Annotated in this window: 19 protein-coding genes and 1 pseudogene; 11 read left to right on the top strand and 9 right to left on the bottom strand. The window is 44.3% G+C overall.

Going from position 1 to position 18,548, the window contains the following annotated elements:
* Positions 1-4: 4 nt before the first annotated feature.
* From R3O62_RS18570 to R3O62_RS18580, 3 genes are all read right to left on the bottom strand, one after another.
* Positions 5-826, bottom strand: a complete 822-nt coding sequence (locus tag R3O62_RS18570) for a helix-turn-helix domain-containing protein (protein WP_022012416.1) — start codon at positions 824-826, stop codon at positions 5-7.
* Between the two features lie 42 nt (positions 827-868).
* Positions 869-1,234 carry a VOC family protein gene (locus tag R3O62_RS18575; protein WP_005807290.1) on the bottom strand — a complete coding sequence of 122 codons (366 nt, stop codon included), beginning with the start codon at positions 1,232-1,234 and terminating at the stop codon, positions 869-871.
* 105 nt (positions 1,235-1,339) lie between these two features.
* Positions 1,340-2,146, bottom strand: coding sequence for an AraC family transcriptional regulator (locus R3O62_RS18580; RefSeq protein ID WP_193683738.1), 807 nt, complete (start codon positions 2,144-2,146; stop codon positions 1,340-1,342).
* A gap of 149 nt (positions 2,147-2,295) precedes the next feature.
* Between R3O62_RS18580 and R3O62_RS18585 the strand changes: the two genes are divergently transcribed.
* From R3O62_RS18585 to R3O62_RS18605, 5 genes and pseudogenes are all read left to right on the top strand, one after another.
* Positions 2,296-3,243 (top strand): AraC family transcriptional regulator, encoded by a 948-nt coding sequence (locus R3O62_RS18585; protein WP_317472783.1) that lies wholly within the window; start codon positions 2,296-2,298, stop codon positions 3,241-3,243.
* 348 nt (positions 3,244-3,591) lie between these two features.
* Positions 3,592-4,431 carry a formamidopyrimidine-DNA glycosylase gene (locus R3O62_RS18590; protein WP_005780101.1) on the top strand — a complete coding sequence of 280 codons (840 nt, stop codon included), beginning with the start codon at positions 3,592-3,594 and terminating at the stop codon, positions 4,429-4,431.
* A gap of 41 nt (positions 4,432-4,472) precedes the next feature.
* Positions 4,473-5,065 (top strand): annotated as a pseudogene (locus R3O62_RS18595) (type 1 glutamine amidotransferase family protein).
* A gap of 29 nt (positions 5,066-5,094) precedes the next feature.
* Positions 5,095-5,826, top strand: coding sequence for an alpha/beta hydrolase (locus R3O62_RS18600; RefSeq protein WP_005807303.1), 732 nt, complete (start codon positions 5,095-5,097; stop codon positions 5,824-5,826).
* 78 nt (positions 5,827-5,904) lie between these two features.
* A complete protein-coding gene (locus R3O62_RS18605; RefSeq protein ID WP_234071108.1) occupies positions 5,905-6,390 on the top strand; it encodes a DUF2867 domain-containing protein in 486 nt (161 codons plus the stop codon).
* Positions 6,391-6,414: 24 nt separating this feature from the next.
* On the opposite strand, the gene R3O62_RS18610 is transcribed toward R3O62_RS18605, so the two are convergent.
* Positions 6,415-6,807, bottom strand: coding sequence for a (deoxy)nucleoside triphosphate pyrophosphohydrolase (locus R3O62_RS18610; protein ID WP_032530654.1), 393 nt, complete (start codon positions 6,805-6,807; stop codon positions 6,415-6,417).
* 367 nt (positions 6,808-7,174) lie between these two features.
* On the opposite strand from R3O62_RS18610, the gene R3O62_RS18615 reads away from it, so the two are divergent.
* Positions 7,175-7,933 carry a DUF3276 family protein gene (locus tag R3O62_RS18615; protein WP_227559659.1) on the top strand — a complete coding sequence of 253 codons (759 nt, stop codon included), beginning with the start codon at positions 7,175-7,177 and terminating at the stop codon, positions 7,931-7,933.
* Positions 7,934-8,129: 196 nt separating this feature from the next.
* Here R3O62_RS18615 and R3O62_RS18620 read toward each other — a convergent pair whose 3' ends face one another.
* Positions 8,130-8,402: a DUF1294 domain-containing protein gene (locus R3O62_RS18620; protein ID WP_032535829.1), complete on the bottom strand. Its 273-nt coding sequence runs from the start codon at positions 8,400-8,402 to the stop codon at positions 8,130-8,132.
* A 91-nt stretch (positions 8,403-8,493) separates the two neighbouring features.
* Here R3O62_RS18620 and rlmF point away from each other — a divergent pair, with 91 nt between their 5' ends.
* Together rlmF and R3O62_RS18630 are read left to right on the top strand one after the other, a co-directional pair.
* Positions 8,494-9,402: a 23S rRNA (adenine(1618)-N(6))-methyltransferase RlmF gene (gene rlmF / locus R3O62_RS18625; RefSeq protein WP_317472784.1), complete on the top strand. Its 909-nt coding sequence runs from the start codon at positions 8,494-8,496 to the stop codon at positions 9,400-9,402.
* 279 nt (positions 9,403-9,681) lie between these two features.
* The gene (locus R3O62_RS18630; protein ID WP_317472835.1) at positions 9,682-9,834 is read left to right on the top strand and encodes a hypothetical protein; all 153 of its coding nucleotides are present in this window, start codon (positions 9,682-9,684) and stop codon (positions 9,832-9,834) included.
* Positions 9,835-9,844: 10 nt separating this feature from the next.
* On the opposite strand, the gene R3O62_RS18635 is transcribed toward R3O62_RS18630, so the two are convergent.
* The 4 genes from R3O62_RS18635 to R3O62_RS18650 form a co-directional block, all read right to left on the bottom strand.
* Positions 9,845-13,510: an ATP-binding protein gene (locus R3O62_RS18635; RefSeq protein WP_317472785.1), complete on the bottom strand. Its 3,666-nt coding sequence runs from the start codon at positions 13,508-13,510 to the stop codon at positions 9,845-9,847.
* A complete protein-coding gene (locus R3O62_RS18640; RefSeq protein WP_005780122.1) occupies positions 13,494-14,054 on the bottom strand; it encodes a condensin complex protein MksE in 561 nt (186 codons plus the stop codon). Before R3O62_RS18640 ends, R3O62_RS18635 begins: the two co-directional genes overlap by 17 nt.
* Before the next feature lie 126 nt (positions 14,055-14,180).
* The gene (locus R3O62_RS18645) at positions 14,181-15,395 is read right to left on the bottom strand and encodes a hypothetical protein (RefSeq protein ID WP_005820913.1); all 1,215 of its coding nucleotides are present in this window, start codon (positions 15,393-15,395) and stop codon (positions 14,181-14,183) included.
* A gap of 30 nt (positions 15,396-15,425) precedes the next feature.
* Positions 15,426-16,358 (bottom strand): DMT family transporter, encoded by a 933-nt coding sequence (locus R3O62_RS18650; protein ID WP_005807317.1) that lies wholly within the window; start codon positions 16,356-16,358, stop codon positions 15,426-15,428.
* Positions 16,359-16,442: 84 nt separating this feature from the next.
* Between R3O62_RS18650 and R3O62_RS18655 the strand changes: the two genes are divergently transcribed.
* The 3 genes from R3O62_RS18655 (at position 16,443) to R3O62_RS18665 (ending at position 18,281) form a co-directional block, all read left to right on the top strand.
* Positions 16,443-16,739: a nitrous oxide-stimulated promoter family protein gene (locus R3O62_RS18655; RefSeq protein WP_005780129.1), complete on the top strand. Its 297-nt coding sequence runs from the start codon at positions 16,443-16,445 to the stop codon at positions 16,737-16,739.
* A gap of 81 nt (positions 16,740-16,820) precedes the next feature.
* The gene (locus R3O62_RS18660) at positions 16,821-17,951 is read left to right on the top strand and encodes an ATP-binding protein (RefSeq protein WP_317472786.1); all 1,131 of its coding nucleotides are present in this window, start codon (positions 16,821-16,823) and stop codon (positions 17,949-17,951) included.
* A gap of 192 nt (positions 17,952-18,143) precedes the next feature.
* Entirely contained in the window at positions 18,144-18,281 is a 138-nt protein-coding gene (locus R3O62_RS18665) for a hypothetical protein (RefSeq protein ID WP_005807324.1), read from the top strand.
* Positions 18,282-18,548: the final 267 nt, after the last annotated feature.

Raw genomic sequence — 18,548 nt, forward strand, 5'->3', positions numbered from 1 at the left:
TATTTTATTTCTCAATATACGTCAGCAGCCCCTCTTGCGGTAAGGTCGGAGAAAGGAATGATTCTGCCGTACCGCCGGACAGTGTCTTAACCTCTTTCAGGAAGTGCGAAACATCGTAATATCCGGCATTCACCGCTACCGAGAGCAGGTTATTTGCCTCCGTCGTACTTTTCAGCAGATCGATCGCCTGCCTGAACTTCACAATCCGACTGTATTCTTTAGGAGTAAATCCGGTAAACAGCTTGAATCTCCGTTCCAGATGCCGTTGACACAAACAGGCATCTTCTGCCAGCAAACGGATCTCCCGCTGACCGTGGTACAAATGAATGTGGTTTACCGCAAAAACAATCTGTTTGTCCACTACATCGTGCTTGTACATCGACCGCACCAATACTGTCTCAATACACTGAATCCTGCTCCGCAAATCCGGAAGCTCGTAGAGTCGCTCTGTAAACGAATCATCGAACAGCTTGATTCCCAAGTCGGCACTGCCGATCCGCTGACCGGCCAACTCCTGCACGGGCAAGTCCATGAACCGGAATAATCCGCAAGGATGAAAACGAATACCAACCATGTGAACCGTTTCGGTATACGCAACCAACTCCGAATAACGTTTCATCGGTCCCACGAAAAACGAACGGCAAGACGGCATGATCCGTCCTTCGTTGCCTACCGGTTGTGTTATCCCGCCCAAAGCGAAAATCAAATCGGTACACCCATCCGGCAGGACGTTGATACGCATCCCATACTCAGGACTTCCTTTGAACTCCCAAATTTTATCGACGTAAGGAGCCAGCAGTCCACAAGGTTGATATTCTCTATACATACTTCAATTTCGGGCAAATATAGTGAGAATCACTCACACCTGCTATTTATCCGAATACAAACCGATATGGTTTCCTTCGCTATCGGCAAAAACAGCGAAATGCCCCCTGCCTTCAGCGCCAATCTTCGTCTCGGGGATAATGACTTTCCCGCCTTTCTTCAGGACACGTTCCAGCGACTTGCCGATCTCTTCGCAATAGAAGTGAATCAATGTTCCCCGCTCCGAAGGCAGGAAATCGGGTGCCCACGACACCGCTCCCACCGCTTCGCCCTGCTCCATGAAGCAGGCCATCTTCTCCTCTTCATACTCCGAGACCGCCAATTTGATGTCCAACACTGTTTCATAAAATCCTACCGCCCGGTGGAAATCTGCCGCCGGAATCTCAAAAAACGCAATAAACTTTTCCATGTTTTTTCTATTAATAAGATGAATACTGTATGCCGGAAGTCACGTCTCCCAAGCACACCGCAAAAGTAGGGCAAAGCACCCGCCCCGGATAGTAAAAAACAGACATCATTCCTCCACGGAGAAATAATCGGAATAAGGAGCGCAAACAGCCAAATATTCCACCGGAGTATATCCCGAGAAGAGTTTGAACTCCTTAATCATGTGCGATTGGTCGAAAAAGCCACATTCGTAGGCCAGTTGCGCAAACGAAATGCCCGGCTGGCATTGCAGGGTGTACAACGCCCGCTGCATCCGCACAATGCGCAGAAACTCCTTGGGAGTAGCGCCTACATACTCCGCAAACACCCGCCCAAACTGCTTATTGCTCAGGCAGGCTACGTCCGCCAGTTGTGCCGTACGGATGTACGGATGGAGGGTTACCGCCCCCAAAGCGGTCGAAACCCGCTTCAGGTTGTATTCGGGAAAAGCGTAGAGACGGCTTAACAGAAACTCTTCTATCAGGCGGATGCACGCTGCCTGATCCGGCATATCGGCTACCCACCTGCCCAGATCAGCCAACTGAGGATCGTCCGTCTCTTCGGTATTTACATTCATCCCACGAAACTCGCTAACAGGCATGTGAAGGAAAGCTTTTGCGGCAAAGGGCTGAAAAACGACTACGATCATCTCCAGCATCCCTGTAGACTCAACATCGGAATAGCCGAACGACTGCCCGCTGATGAAAGAAGAGGGTTGCAACCGGCCTTCGGTCAGCGAAAGCAGTTGCCGCCCCCGGTGAAAGACCATCTGGACGCACCCCACGGGCAGCGTCCGTTCGGATACCGGCGCAAGCGCATCGTCGCTCAATACCCAGTAATGCCGGACATAAGGGACAAGTGCCGCAGCAGGTTTTATGATTCTGAATGATTGCATAGACTACAAATATATTGTTTTTTAGATCATCATGGCAAAGATAAGGTACGGGAAAAAGAAGGGATAGGAAAAAAGAGACAAAGAAAAGCAAGAATGGACAAACGCAGCTGATATTTAGAACGTACTTTTGTCCACCAAAACAAACAGGCATGAATATACAAGAAAGAAGCAGGATAGAACATCATTCCAGGATTAATAGGGTGATGGATTTCATCGACCGGAACCTGGAGCAACCGATCGAACTGAAAGACATCGCTGCCGTTGCCAACTTTTCACCCTTTCATTTCCACCGGATATTTACCTTTCTGATAGGTGAAACACCGACCGACTACATCCAGCGTCTCAGGGTGGAGAAGGCAGCATGGAAATTACAGAAAGATCCCTTCCCGTCCATCACCGAGATTGCTTACAGCTGCGGTTTCGGCAGTACATCCCTGTTCTGCCGGACCTTCAAAAAGTATTTCGGCATCACCCCTACCCAGTTCAGCCGAACGGATAAGCCGGTCTATGTATTCGAAGGAAACCTATTTAGCAAGAACGGGCAAGCGATCCGCAAGAATATAACACACAGTGCAGTGGCAAATTTCGACCTTTGCGGTGTAAAACTAAAACAACTATATTTTATGGAATCAATTGTAGAAGTAAAAGAAATGCCGGAAATGAAGGCGATCTATTGCCGCCACATCGGCCCGTTCCACCTGATTGGCCAGGCTTACGCAAAATTGGGACAATGGGCAACACCCAGGGGATTGTACACGCCTAATGTTACTAAAACCGCTACCGTCACACACGACGATCCTTCGATCACCGATGAAGACAAAATCAGGCAAAGTGCCTGCATCATTGTCGACAAAGAGGTGAAGGTAGAAGGCGAAATCGGTAAGATGACGATTCCGGGCGGTCAGTATGCAGTCGGGCATTTCGAACTTGGAATGGACGAGTTTCAGAAGGCATGGAACACCATGTGCCATTGGTTCACCGAAAGCGGCTACCAGCAAGGAGATGGATGTGCGTATGAATTGTACCACAACGACTACACCACCCATCCGCAAAAGAAACACATTGTTGACATCTGCATACCGGTAAAACCATTATAGATCAAAAGAGAGGTATGGAAGACTACCTTAAAGTAGAATTTAAGAATCTTATAGATTGAAGCCTTTTTAAGGATAATTCCCTTGTTTAAATATTAATATATTAAGTACCAATGCATATTTAGTTATCAATATCAATTTGAGTATAATATTAAAGACCAATAAATTATACTTCTAATAGATTCAGCTAATCCTGATTAACTACTTAATAATATTAGATGAAAGCAAGGGAATTAGTATGTTTCGACTTACAGCGTTATAAGTAACGCTGCCTTATTTTCCTATTATATTCTCTTTTTTTTAAAAGAATCGTATCTTTGTGCATCTATAAACCTTTTAATCCTTTCGCCCATGATAGAAGCTCCCGAAGCTCGCCTGCTGTGCGAGCAACTGAACAAAACCGTATGCGGCAAACGAATCACGGATGTATTCGCCCAATATACACCACATAAATTTGCCTGGTTTTATGGTAAACCGGAAGAGTGTGCCGAACGCCTGGTTGGCAAGACCATTGACAAAGCCTGCCCACAAGGCGGAATGGTCGAACTAACGGCTGGAGACACGATGTTGGTTTTGACAGACGGGGTCAATCTTCGTTATTTCGAACCGGGAGCGAAGTTACCCTCCAAACATCAACTGCTGGTGGCATTCGATGACGAAAGTTGCCTGTTAGCATCTGTACGGATGTACGGAGCACTGTTGTGCTTTACCCGAGGGCATTTTGACGCACCATTGGCCGCCTATTACGAAACGGCCAGAACAAAGCCACAAGTGATGTCGGACGCCTTTGACAAGGAGTACTTTCTTGGATTGGTAAATGCGCCGGATGCACAGAAGAAATCGGCAAAAGCTTTTCTGGCCACGGAACAGACAATTCCCGGACTGGGCAACGGAGTATTGCAAGACATCCTGTACCATGCGCATATCCATCCAAAAACAAAGATCGACAAACTGGGCGCAGAGGAAAAGGAGAAAATGTACGAACAAGTGAAAGAGACACTACAAGATATCTACCGCCTGGGCGGACGAAGCACCGAAACTGATTTGTTTGGAGTTCCCGGGCAATATGTAGCCTCCCTGTCAAAAAATACAGCGGGACATGCGTGCCCCAAATGTGGTGAAACCATTGTGAAAGAGAACTATCTGGGAGGAAGCATTTATTATTGCAGGGGATGCCAGGTAATGAAATAAGCCCCTCACAGTCACTATTCAATTATAAAAACAAAAAAACAATGAAACAAGAAGTATTATTTATCATTCTCAACGAGTATGCCGATTGGGAAAGTGCTTTCGTAGCAGCGTCCCTTCATTCCGGACTAATGCCGGGCAGTGAAATCAAGTACGTAGTCAAAACAGTAGCCCCCACTTTGGATCCAGTCTGCTCTTTGGGTGGTTTCCGTACTCTGCCGGACTACAGTTTCGACAACCTTCCTTCCGATTATGCTGCCTTGGTCCTAATTGGTGGTATGCAATGGCAGTCTCCTGAAGCAGAACGTGTATTCCCCATCGTCCAGGATGCTTTTGAAAAAGGGAAAGTGATTGGCGGTATCTGCAACGCTGCTTCATTTCTGTGCGCCCAGGCTTCCTAAACAATGTTAAGCATACCGGAAACACCCTTGCCGTGCTCAAACAGTGGGGCGGAGAACGATATACCAACGAAGATGGTTACCTGGAAAAGCAAGCTGTCGGTGATAAGAACATAGTTACGGCAAACGGTACCGGTTATCTGGAATTCACCCGTGAGTTGCTATTAGCATTGAAAGCCGATACGGAGGAAAAGATCGAAGCATTTTATGATTTCAGTAAGAATGGACTTGTGAGATAGCAACATGTTCATCAAGCATACGGGACAACATGAAAAAAGGATTCACCATACTGCTTCTTTTACTCTCATTGGCAGAAGTGTACGCACAAACAGAATTCACAACCAGCCTGTTTGATTCAAGACGTAACCGGATAGTGCCGGTAGCTGTTTACCGGCCAAAAAAAGAAAGCGCCAGGACCGGAGTCATTATATTCAACCATGGATATGACGGAAACAAGAACGATAAATCGAACCAGAGTTATTCATATCTGACTCGTTTTTTGGCAGAAAAAGGATATTATGTGATAAGTATCCAACATGAATTGTCCGATGATCCTCTTTTGGCTATGGAAGGAAATTTTATGGAAACCCGTATGCCTAACTGGAAAAGAGGAGAAGAAAATATTCTCTTTACAATCCGGGAGTTTAAGAAGCTAAAACCGAACCTGCAATGGGAGAAACTTTGTGTGATAGGTCATTCAAACGGAGGTGATATAACCATGCTCACCGCAACAAATCATCCGGAACTGATAATGAAAGCTATCTCAATGGACCACCGGAGAATGATAATCCCAAGAACACAAAAGCCACGGATATACACGTTGAGAGGATGTGATTATGATGCTGATCCGGGTGTACTCCCAACCAGCGAGGAGCAACAGAAATTTCGAATAGAAGTTGTGCGACTGGATGGAGTTACACACAGTAACATGGGAGAAAACGGATCGGCAGAACAACACGATCTTATTAACCGACACATATATATGTTCTTAAATAACTAATTAATTTTCATGATATTATATAATACGCCATGACGTACCATGATACAATAAAACCCATAATCATAAGAAATCAGATCTATGAAGCAACAAGAAACTAATCCAGACAGCCTAATTGAGAACTATCTTCCGGCAGATTATTATGACTCCTTTTCAAAAGAGTTGCATAATAAGAATGCAATCTCCACTGACGAGTTTGCAGATATAGCTTTTAACCAACTACCCTTCTGGATTATCCGGCTTCTAAAAGTAAGAAATAGTATAGTCAAGCCTCTCGGACTCAATACAAACAAACGAATCACGGATATGGAGTGTGAAAGAAATCAACACGAAATAATCTTTGGCATGTCCGATAAACACTTGACTTTCTACGTATCCCTTTGGTGTAAGGTTTCCAAAGCCAACAGCCAAACTTTACGAATCACCACGATAGTCAAATACCACAACCGTTTGGGAAAACTCTACTTTTTCGTGATTCGTCCTTTCCATAAAGTTATTATTCGATCATTATTGGAGAGAGTAGAAAAAAGGTATAAACTTATATCTCTGGAGAGAGATGCGTCTTGATATCACGTAATTAAACATACTTTTTTATTGTTCCGAAATCTTTTTTACTACCGGTTTATCCGCTTCCGCCCAGTCCAAAGTTGCCATCTCCCCAGGAAAGAGCCACTGTGCAGCAATATGTTCTTTCAATACATATTGCTCCCCGATAGGATGACATAGAAAAGCGTGCATCGTAATTTCGAAATCAGGATAGATGTGATGGACTGTCAAAAGCTTTTCTCCCACTTCGATAGTATAATCCATTTCTTCCATAATTTCTCTTTGAAGTGCTTCCTGCAAAGATTCACCTTTCTCCACTTTTCCACCCGGAAATTCGTACCTGAAAGAAGTATATGAAAATTTAGTCCGTCCCCGTTGTACACAAAGATATTTTCCTCCAGATCTGATAACGGCTGCTACGACTTCTATACTTTTCATAATGACTGCGGTATTGGGTTTCGAAGATAATGGATGCAAAAGTAATAAAAGAATGTGGGAAAGGAGGAAATTAAAAGTAATAAAGACTAATCTTAAATATTTTCCCTACCTTTGTTAATCACCGGAATGTAAGTCCCATAACGATAAGACAATTAACAATTAATACATTGAAAAACAATTATCAGCATATAAAATGAACACCACTCCCCAACTCTACCAATCAGGTAACAGTGCACTCATATCGAAGAAGAAAATTGCTTTCTTATGTTCCCGGCAAGTACCTGAAAATAAAACAGCATCTATTTATCGCTGGGCAAATCAATTATTACCGGAAAGAGATTGCATCCTTTGCGGAAATCATTCAAAAATGGAACAAGAGGTCTTTAATATACTATTGGAGAAGAAAATACCAGTCATTCTGGTACTGGCTGAAAGCATGAAAGAAGAATGGAGTAATCATATTAAGTTGGCACTCAAAGAGAAGAGGCTATTGATAGTAACTGCCTGTAATAGCCAGGTACACAGAATTAATCATCAATCAGCCTATGACCGGAATAAAATAATACTTTCATTTGCGGACCATGTTATAATCGGTTATTGTAAACCAGGAGGAAATATCGACAGACAAATTAGCGGAAAAACAAACATTACATTTTTACACAATTCGAATTACCTGCCGACAGAACCTACCCTTATGGAGAGAGCGGCAGACAGTGATGTTATAACCTATAGGACATCCACAAAAGGAGGAGAACTCTTTTTAGATATTAAACAGGACTTAAGCGGACAAGAATATCTAAAAATTACCCAAAGTAAACATCAAGGAAATAAGGGTTTCCACAGAGAAACGATTTTCATCAACAAGGATGAAATACTCCAGTTCAAACAAGAATTAGACCGAGCTATTGAATATTGGGGATTGAACCCTATAAAGCAAAAACAGACTCTTAGTTTCAAAAGAGAAGAGTATGGCAACGCCTATTTGCCATGGGAAAAGAGTGCAGATGATTATCTTCTCCGGTTGTATGCGGAAGGCAAAACCATTAACGAACTGACAGAGATATTCGAACGGAATGACGGAGCGATACGTTCCAGATTACAAAAACTGGGAATTAAATTAAGATAATGATATTATCTGGTTTTAAAACGACATCTCTTATTAAATACGGGTAGAGAGAAAAGGGTTTTACAAATGTGACACTGTAAAAAAATGATAGAAAAAGTAGTCAGCAATTCCAAAGGCATAGAAGAGAATCGAGTGGAAAAACACAGTAAAGGACATTGCAAATGTATTTAGAATCACTCTTAAAAGACATTCGTCCCTATATGAATTCTGACAAGAAATAATATACCGCCATCCCCACCTGCAATACCCCAATTACCGGTATACCATACTTAAATTTAAGATGCCGTGTCTTATGCCGAAACGTATACATCCCTGCCCATGCACCTAACGACCCTCCCGCTACGGCTATTCCCAGCAGGTGGACTTCGGGAGTACGCCATCGTTTTCGGGATGCGTTCCGTTTATCGATACCGTACATAACAAAAGAAACGGTGTTCACGATTACCAGATATAAGATAAGTAACTTCAACGGTTGGCTCTTTTTTAATTCGCCGGCAAAGATACGCATTTTTAATCAAGCCCGATTTGTCGGCCGAAAGATTCTCTGTATCTTTGCCCGCATGGCAGAGAGAAACGAATTACATAAAAGGAACAAGCATAACGGACAGTACGATTTTTCAAGACTGATGGAAGAGTATCCCCCATTGAAGAAGTTCGTCGCACCGAACGCATACGGGACGACAAGTATCGATTTCTTTAATCCGCAGGCGGTGAAGGCACTCAACAAAGCCTTGTTGATAAGCTGTTACGGCATACGATACTGGGATATTCCTAAGAATTACCTGTGTCCGCCCATTCCGGGAAGAGCAGACTATATCCATTACATAGCGGATTTGATTCAACCCGAAAACCCGATACAGACAGAAGCAGCAACAAAAGCCACTCACCCATGCAGGTGTCTTGATATCGGTGTAGGTGCCAACTGTATCTACCCCATTATCGGACAAACAGAATATGGATGGACTTTCGTCGGTTCCGATATTGATCCTATCTCCATTGATAATGCACGAAAGATTGTAACTTGCAATCCGGCACTGGCCCATAAAATAGAACTCCGGCTGCAACGGGATAGCCGAAAGATATTTGAAGGGATCATTGCTCCGGATGAATACTTCGATGTAACCATCTGTAATCCTCCTTTCCACAGTTCCAGAGAAGAAGCTGAAGACGGGACGCTGCGTAAACTCAGTAGCCTAAAGGGGAGAAAAATAACCAAAGCCCGGCTCAACTTCGGAGGCAATGCCAACGAACTCTGGTGCGAAGGTGGAGAACTTCGCTTTCTGCTGACCATGATCGAAGAGAGCCGGAACTACCGAAAGAATTGCGAATGGTTCACCAGTCTGGTATCGAAAGAAAAGAACCTGGGTAAACTGACCGCCAAACTCAAATCAGTCGGTATATCTGAACATAAGATTATCGAGATGCACCAAGGTAGTAAAACCAGCCGGATTTTGGCATGGAGATTCTGAGAAAGATATAGTTACTAAATTAGCAAGTATCTACTCAAATCTTTCAAGGAGGCGGCCTTAATAAAAGATCATCCGCAATGTAGAGATATCATTGAGGTTAAACAGTTTATCACTCCAAACAAACAAATTCCGGAAAACGTGTTTTAACACTGTATTAAAACTTGTTTTCTACAAACAAAAGACTTGTCCTTTAACTGTGCAAAAGAAGTCCTTTGTTTGCAAACAATCAGAATCATTCATTCCGAGTTAACACTGTTAATAGGAAAACTATACATTATTATGAACATATTAATCCTCAGCAATGCTGACAGTTGCCGCAGCCGGATCGCACAGGCTCTTCTTTCCTCGTTTGGAAAAGGTATGAAAATATATTCTGCAGGAGCAGTTGCTCCCGCGATGTACTTGCGGAGCCAACGACTTTTGCAGATGTGAGTGAGGGAAATTACTCCCTCACCTCTTGCTTTATCAGCCGTGTCACGCTTGTAATATTTCGCTTGTCTTTATTCAGGATATAAGTATATTTGTAATCGCTTGCCCGGTAAGAAGTAGGCGAACTATTCACCAGGATAATATTCCGGTTATTGGCAAAGTCCAAAATACCTTTAATATTATTGGGATGCAGTTTTCCGATCTCGTCCATCATGCAGTGAAGCTTGAAATCGTTGAACTGATGCGATGCCTTTTCCTTGAACACATTCAGCAACATGATGTTAATCATGGCCTTCACCAGAATATCCGTTCCATCGGAACCTACATTTGCCAGTTTCTCCACCCATCCGCTGTCATTATCGTTCTCCACAATGCGAAACTGAAGTTCGAAAGTATCAGAAAGCGTCAGTTCCTTTTCCTTGTTCAGTGCCAGTTCTTTCACCAGCGACTGCAATAAACTTACCGCCTGCCGATTCTGTTCCACAAGCTCCTCCTGACCGAACAGGCTAAACATGCCCAGAGCACCCGGTTGATTCCGGTCGCAAAACTCTTTGATGGTAACAAAATGTTGCATGATACGATTGCCACTGGGTACAATCTGTAAGGCAATGCTTTTGATGACCCCGGCGAAATTGCGTTCCACAAAGTCACTGTTGATGTCGTTGATAGTTTTGCGAATCAACCCTTCTTTTGAAAGCATATCCGCCGTCTCTTTCCCGATCCGGTGAATCAAGTCGGTATATGCTTCATTCGAACGACGTTCAAAGTCAATGATCTTATCATTATCAATGAACTCTTTGAGATCGGCAGCAAAGGTCATAAACTCGTCGCGCTTTGTAAGACGTGTACGGAAGTTGAACGTATTCTGTTCGGAGAAGTTACCCGTAAAGCGGCCGACCGCTTCCCGGAAGTCCTTTTCTTGTTCAATCTGCCGATAATGATTCTGTGTCAGCTCCTCTATCACTTTTTTGCAACGCTTCACACTCTCTGCTTCCACTCCCGTTTGCAGTACAGGCGGACAAATATTGAGTGTTTTGAAGTTCTCAGTCTCCCGGATATCCTCTTCTAAATGCTTCAGGCGGGTATTTGTCTCAACTAATTGCTTGTTCAGTCCCGTTACTTTCTGATTCAGTTCTTCTTCCTTCAAGCGGAACTTCTCTTTCTCACCGTCCAGTTCTTTCTCGGCCAACTGCTTTCCATTTCTGAATTCGTCCATACGGTCGAAGAATTCCCGCTTATCTTTTTCGTAATCGTAAACCAGACGGCGGTGCTGCTCGATAAACGCTAACTCCTGTTCCGTGCGGGCCACTTCATTACGCAGGGCAGTGATACGTTCCGTATCCACCCCTTTTCCGGAAAGTTCATGCAACAGGTCCTTATCCATTGTCTCCAGCAGTTCATCGGTTTTCTTCTTTTCAGAAGCAATGGACTGATGGATCTCCTCCTGCTTGTTACGGATCAAAGTGTCTTCTTCCTGCATTCTCTGGTTACGTTCCTTCTCTTTCTGGCGGATTCGGGTTTCAAGTAAGTGATTGAACTGTTCCAGTTCCGCCGCTGACTCCTGCAAACTGTGTGTAGCCTCAGCCAACTGTTTTTCCAACTGTTCCAGCAATATACGTTTCTCCTCGCCTGCCTTCTGCTCCAGCATGATTTCATCTGCTTTCAGAACCTGAATACGCTTGTCATTCTGTTCCATACAGTAAGCGGACTGAGCCATCTCTTCCTTATAAGTATTAAGTACAGTCTGGTATTTCTTCCGGATGGCAGCCAGCTCTTTCTCTTTTTCCTCTATCGACTTCTCAAGATTCTGCTGCCATTCATGTATCTCCTTACGGATTGCTTCCTGCTCTGCGGCATACTCCTGCACACTTTTCACTTCTTTCCGGATAGCCGAAAGATCGAGTTTGATGCCATAGAAAGAGTCTTGTCCGGTATCCGGAACAGATTGGGGATTGAGTTCCTTACTGAATAAAACAAGTTTTTCGTCTACCACCTTACCAATGGTATTCTCCCATCCCGGACAATTTCGGCTCAACCATTCATAGAGTGATCCCTGACAGTTATCAAGTAACCGGTCTATCTCCGCCACTTTTTCTCTACCAACCGCAATCTGCTGCTCTATTTCCTTCTGACGAACGCCCGACTGTTGCTCACAGGCAGCCTGATCCAGTTCCCATTGCCGACGTACCAGCCCCATTTGTTGTTCTGCCTCTTTCAGCTTCAACCGGTATTCGTGATTCTCCTTTTCCAATGCAACACGTTCCGTCCGGCAGGCCTGTAACTCTTCTTCATGGAAAGTCCGGTGCAGGCACTTCTCCCGTTCCATCTTCAACTGATAGATGCCCTCTTTTTTCTTTTCTGTCTGCTCTCGCAGGAGGGTCAACTTCCCTACCTCATGCTCACGCACCTCTTTCAATATTTTATCGTACTCCTTTCGTACAGCCTCCTTACGTTCGATAGCACGTAAATGGAGCGTATTCAGCTCAGCATTTTTACCGTTACGGAAACGTTCAAAGGCACTGGAAGCCTGTTCCTTCAGTAGCTTATACTGGCTGTTGATGTCGTCAAAGCGGGCAGTCAACATGGTCAGCTGCTCCTCCAACATCTGTTTGTGGAGTATGGCTTCGGGCTCCGCATTCACCCGGTCGCACACATTATAAATATCCTGCGACTCATACCGTTCCTTTCGTTCACGCGCAGTTTTCAAGTTCTCGTTCTGTACCCTGACAAGCCCCAGCAAACGGTCGCGCTCACTCTGGAATTTCCCGGAAAGTTCCTCAAGCTGGTGTTTCTCTTTTGCCAACTCTTTCAACAGTTCCTCTTTCTTCTGTTGCAGTGAAGGGAGCAGTTCCTGTGCCATCCGGAAAGTATAATTCAGTTCCCCGGCCAGCGTACGCGCCTGTTGCTCCAGATAATGCATTTCCCTATAAAGCTCAATTACCCGGTCAGCCTGCCGGCGAACAGTAACCTCGCCGTTCTTGTTCTTCCTGAACCACTTGCTGATATCGGTCACCTCTTCATCGAACCGTCGCAGATGATGGGCATATTGCCCCAGATCGATACGCACATCTTCTTCGTTCAGTGACATGATGATGGTTTGCTTGATAAACTCAGCATCGAGCTTTGAATTCAGGAAAACATTCTGAATGGTACGCGGTATATTCTGGTACTGACGGCTCTCGGTAATGGCAAACTTCCGTAACTCCGGAGGAAGCCCCCGGTTGTTGCCGAAAATGATGTCACGATACTCCTCATACGTCTCTACGCGACGGCTCTTATAGACAAAGCTGCCAAGGGCATCGCGTATCTGATCCCACTCTTCGTAAGCCTTTCCTTCGGGAGAAATAAAATATTCTTTTTTGTAACCCGTTCCCAGAAAACGGAAACAAACTCTCCCCTGGGAGCGAAAAGCCAACACACAATACGATGCATCGTCTACGGTCACTTCATAAATAATATATGAATTGAGGTACGGAAAGTAATATTCGTCAAAGCTCTTTTTCTCTTTTGATATGCCCAGCTTCGTCTTGTCGGCATTGTAAAAGAAAAGCAGCGCACGTAACGCCGTACTCTTCCCCACCCCCTGTGTACCGATAAAGTGGACATTGCCGTCTATCTGTATTTCGGCATATTGTATACGGGCACTATTGATGAAAACAATTTTATTCAGGTATCTCATTCTGTATTTCTTCTGATATGTTAATACAAGCGACCAACTCTTCCAGATAGCCGAAAGCCGCTACTACTTTATAGGTGGAAGTGATCTCGTTCTCCAATTCAATGAAGCCGTCACGTTTCAGGTCATTCACTATTTTATCGATCATCTCTTCGTGCTTCTCCCGTCCGACAAGTTTCTTTAATCCGGCGAGTTTCTCTTTCAGTTCCAGGTCGGTACCTACTTTTACGACCATATCGGCCGGCTGGAAACGGAATCCGGATGAAAAAGCCGCATCGTAGGTTTTAATGAAATCAAGCACATCAATCCAGCGGGTGGCAATCTCTAACTTACGCTCCAGATCGACTTTATTTTCCCGACGGGAGAAATAATAATATTCATTCCCGCTCTCAAGGATAAAGTTGATGGCGGCAAAGAAATCGTACAACTCCGACTGATTATCTTCGATCACCGTATAGAGTTGGCGGATATTGGGATTGGTACTGTCGGAAGAGATGAATCCTCCTTTACTCAGTATTTCAAATATTTCAGCAGTTTGTTTAATCATTACTATAATGGCTTTGAGTTCACCACAGATTGCACAGATTAACACAGATCTTTTAATTTAACTCTCAATAAAATAAATTATTAATCTGTGAGAATCCGTGTAATCTGTGGTGAGTTGTATTCGTTTCTAAACTATTTCGCCTGTCCTTTCCGAATAAATCAGTGCATATTCCACCCCACCCATTCTGCCATAATCACCGGTGATACGGAGTTCTTCGTAAAACTGGGATACAATCTGGCAGTAGAACGTTATCCGCTCATCAAAAGAAACCTCTTGTGCGAAAGGATAGGCAGTCACAAACGAAAACAAATCTTCTTCAGCCTGCATAAACCGCTTCTTCACTTCCTCCAGATTGATATAAGCCTCTTCCGATATATGGGTCTCAAGAGAGTCTTCGGCAATGCTGCCGGCCACATTCCGGGTCAGGATGGCACGCTTGCCGATCATGGTTATCACTTTACGGATGCTCTCCAACACTTCATCATCATTACGAAGATATTCTACGGAGAGACGTAACGGATAAGCCGGTGCAGGTTCGAACCAGACACTGTCTTTCTGCATCAACACCTCGCAGATATTGGTTCGTTCCTCCAGTTCGAACTGATCTTTCAGGTATTTCAGCTGCCGGATCTTAACCCGGATCTTGTTCTGATACTCTATTTTGTTCAGATAGCTGATAATCTGCTTTTGTATCTCGATCAGGTTGTGGAAACATTCATTGAGCTGTATTCGTACGTTTGCCACCACAATCCCCAGTTCCTCGTCCGGTATCCGCCGGAAGAAGCGGTCTTCTTCATTGGCAAGAAGCTCCTCGCTCACTTTTATCAATGCCTCGATATCCCGCCGTTTCTCGTCCAGGCGAACCAGTTTTTTCTTCTTGATCTGATAGTTCGGCTCATTCTTGAAAGTGCTGTCGATGTTACGCTTCAGGTCGATCACATTGCGCAAGGTAGTCAGGGCGATATTACGTAATATCCGCTTGATGGTACGCAGATAGGTCGTTTTCCGTTTCTCGTGGTTTTCTTGCTGATAATAGGAGATAGTATCTTTGAGATAACTGATATGCTCGTTGACAAACGAAGTGTTGATCTCTTCATTCACTTCGAGTACCTGCTCGAAGAAATGCAGATAAATATCCTCCATCTCAAGAAACGAACCATTCTCACGAAGCACTCCGTGATCGATCAGGCTCTGTATACGTTGTAGTTTATATTCTGTCAGTTCCAGTGCATATTCCCGCCGGAAGGATTGCTGTTTCCGCTTGCTGAACATCTGTTTCAGCAGGAGCTGTTCTCGGCTCATCATCTTCAGCAACTCGTCGATAGAGTGAAATGTAGTCATGTATAACGGCTATAAGCTTTTCAGGATTCCTTATCTTATCAGTTTTTTCTTCATTCCCCGGGCTAACTCTTCCTTGATAAAAGTCATCAATGGCTTACCCACTACAATAAACATGACCGCTACCAGAATCATCAGAATGCCAAGCATTAATCTGGGAGTCAGCCGTTCGCCAAAAATCATCACCCCGAAGAAAAGTGCCGTCACCGGCTCCAATGCTCCCAGAATGGCAGTAGGCGTAGAGCCGATGCTATGAATGGAAACAGCCGTACATACCAATGATATGACGGTAGGCAAGAAAGCCATGGCAAGAATATTGCCCCAGGCAGGAAACGAAGGAACAGCCTGAAGATCCGCGCAGAAATTCAGGCGGACTATATAAATGGAAAGACCGAACAACAGCGCGTAAAAAGTCAGCTTGGCCGTAGACATCAACTTCAGCGTGGAATGGTTGACACCGACTATATAGACAGCATAAGACAGTGAGGAAAGGATAACGAGCAACATGCCGACCAGACTCAGCGTTTCGCCTCCCTCCCCTTTGTAAAGCAGTCCGATGCCGGAAAGGGCGAGCAGAATGCAAAAGACGGTCAGCAACGACACTTTCTCATGGAAAAACAGGAACATGATAAGCGCCACCATCACCGGATAGACAAATAAGATGGTGGAAGCAATGCCTGCATCCATGTGCTTATAGCTCAGAAACAACAGCAGTGAAGAGGCAGAAAAAAGCAGTCCGCCTGCAACCAGAGGCAATATCTCGTTCCTTTTCAGAGCAAACGACTGTCCCTGCACTTTCATCAGAATCCCCAAAATAAGTACGGCAAACCCGTAACGATAGAACAATACAGAGTCCACCGACATTCCTTCTTTATAGAGCGGCAGTGTAAACAACGGATTCATGCCGTAAGTAGCAGCAGCCACAGCTCCGCAAACAAATCCTTTAGCCTTACTATTAATATTCATTATTATATTCAATTTTCGGGGTGCAAAGATACAGTTTTTTGGAGATGTTGGTTACTTTTGCGTCAATTCTAACAGAGATTAAAATTGAGCAAAAACCGTATTGATCAGGAAAAGAGAGTGGTAGAGCTGATGATCCGTCTTTACTGCCGTAAAAAAGAAAAGAATGTCACGCTTTGCCCCCAATGCGAAGAGTTGCTTCGCTATGCGCATGCCCGGCTGGACCGCTGCCCTTTTGGGGAGAAAAAGAAAGCATGCAAGCAATGCAGCGTACACTGCTACAAACCTGCCATGCGAGAACGGATGAAACAAGTAATGCGTTTCTCCGGTCCCCGAATGCTGATTTATGCACCTTGGGAAGCAATCAGGCATCTGTTTGGATAAGCAGGCACAGAGAAGAATATTATTATTATAATTGCATTATTACTTTATAATAATTATCTTTGCTTATTAAAGTAACGAACCATGACTATCATCAGAAACCCCTTTATAACCAGTGGATATGTATCTTCCGATTATTTCTGCGACCGGGAGAAAGAGAGCGAAACCCTGATCCGGGAAGTAAGCAACGGAAACAATCTCGCCCTGATCTCTACCCGGAGAATGGGGAAAACCGGATTGATTCAGCATTGCTTCCGCGAAAGGAAAATCCGGAAGGACTACTATACCTTTTTTATAGATATATATGCCACCAAATCACTTCGTGACTTTGTATTCGCACTGAGCAAAGAGATTCTGGAAGAATTAAAACCTTCCGGCAAGAAAGCTTTGCAACTCTTCTGGAAAAGCGTCAAATCATTGCATACAAGCGTATCTTTCGACATCAACGGCACTCCTTCACTGAGTCTGGGACTGGGAGACATACAAGCTCCGGCAACAACGCTGGACGAAATTTTCCATTACCTGAACCATGCCGACAAGCCCTGCCTGATAGCCATCGACGAGTTTCAGCAGATAGCCGGATATGCGGAGGATAATGTAGAAGCAACCTTGCGCACCTATGTCCAGCATTGCAGCAATGCCCATTTTATCTTTGCCGGAAGCCAGCGCCACATCATGGGAAATATGTTCCTCACCCCCTCGCGCCCATTCTATCAGAGTGTTTCCATGATGCATCTTGAAAGTATTCCTTTGGCAAAATACACTGCTTTCGCGCAACTGCACTTCGCCCAAGCAGGAAAAAGCATCACCGATGAAACGGTTGAAACCATCTACCGACGATTTGACGGCATCACCTGGTACATGCAGAAAGTGCTCCACACACTTTACGACATGACTCCCGCACAGGGAACCTGTGAAGTGAAGATGGTGGAGGAGGCCATCCGCCAAATCATCGACTCGTTCAAGTTCACCTATTCCGAAATACTGTTCCGCATACCGGAAAAACAGAAAGAGTTACTAATCGCCATCACAAAAGAGGGAAAAGCGAAGGCTATTACTTCGGCAGCTTTTATCAAGAAGTACAAGCTATCCTCTTCCAGCTCCGTACAATCGGCTCTGAAAGGTCTGCTCGAAAAAGATTTCATCACTCAGGAGTTGGGAATATACCAGATATACGATCAATTTTTAGGTATCTGGCTAAAAGAGAACTATTAAGTCCTTCAAAAGCCAAACACTCCAAGAAAGAATTTCCAATAGATTTCTTTCAAAAAGACAGTAAAACCCCTTATCTGCCGACAGCCTCCATTTACAAAAAGAGACAAATAGAGAGATGGAGCAACAGATAATGAAAAAACATGCAAGGACAAGCCTTTATTCTCTCATAAAAATGCAATAAAAAGCAGATATATGCAGTCCCCCACTCTATCAGAGCCTTTGTTGACAGCAAAGAAAGGGTGCGTTAGTCCCAAACGGACGGTGCATTGGCTTCAAAGAGACGGTGCGTTCCTCTACGAGCAACGCCGCACGGGTAAAAAAGAAGAGTAAGATGGGCTGTTTACGAACTATCAGAGCCACCGTGCCGCACGAATCAAATCTACTAAAAGAAAGTAATCACACACAAAAAAGATCATTTACTAAGATCATAAAAACATATATCACACAATTTTCCAACAATATCCCAAATTCTCCATCATATTGCTTTACCTTAATCCTCCTACAAGCGTTTTTTCAGTCGCCACATCCTCCGGCATGAAACCAAGACTGCCTGAGAGTGATAGAATATACAAAATGACATTTTATCGCCGCTACAAT

The organism is Bacteroides hominis (genome assembly GCF_033042785.2).
Taxonomy (GTDB): domain Bacteria; phylum Bacteroidota; class Bacteroidia; order Bacteroidales; family Bacteroidaceae; genus Bacteroides; species Bacteroides hominis.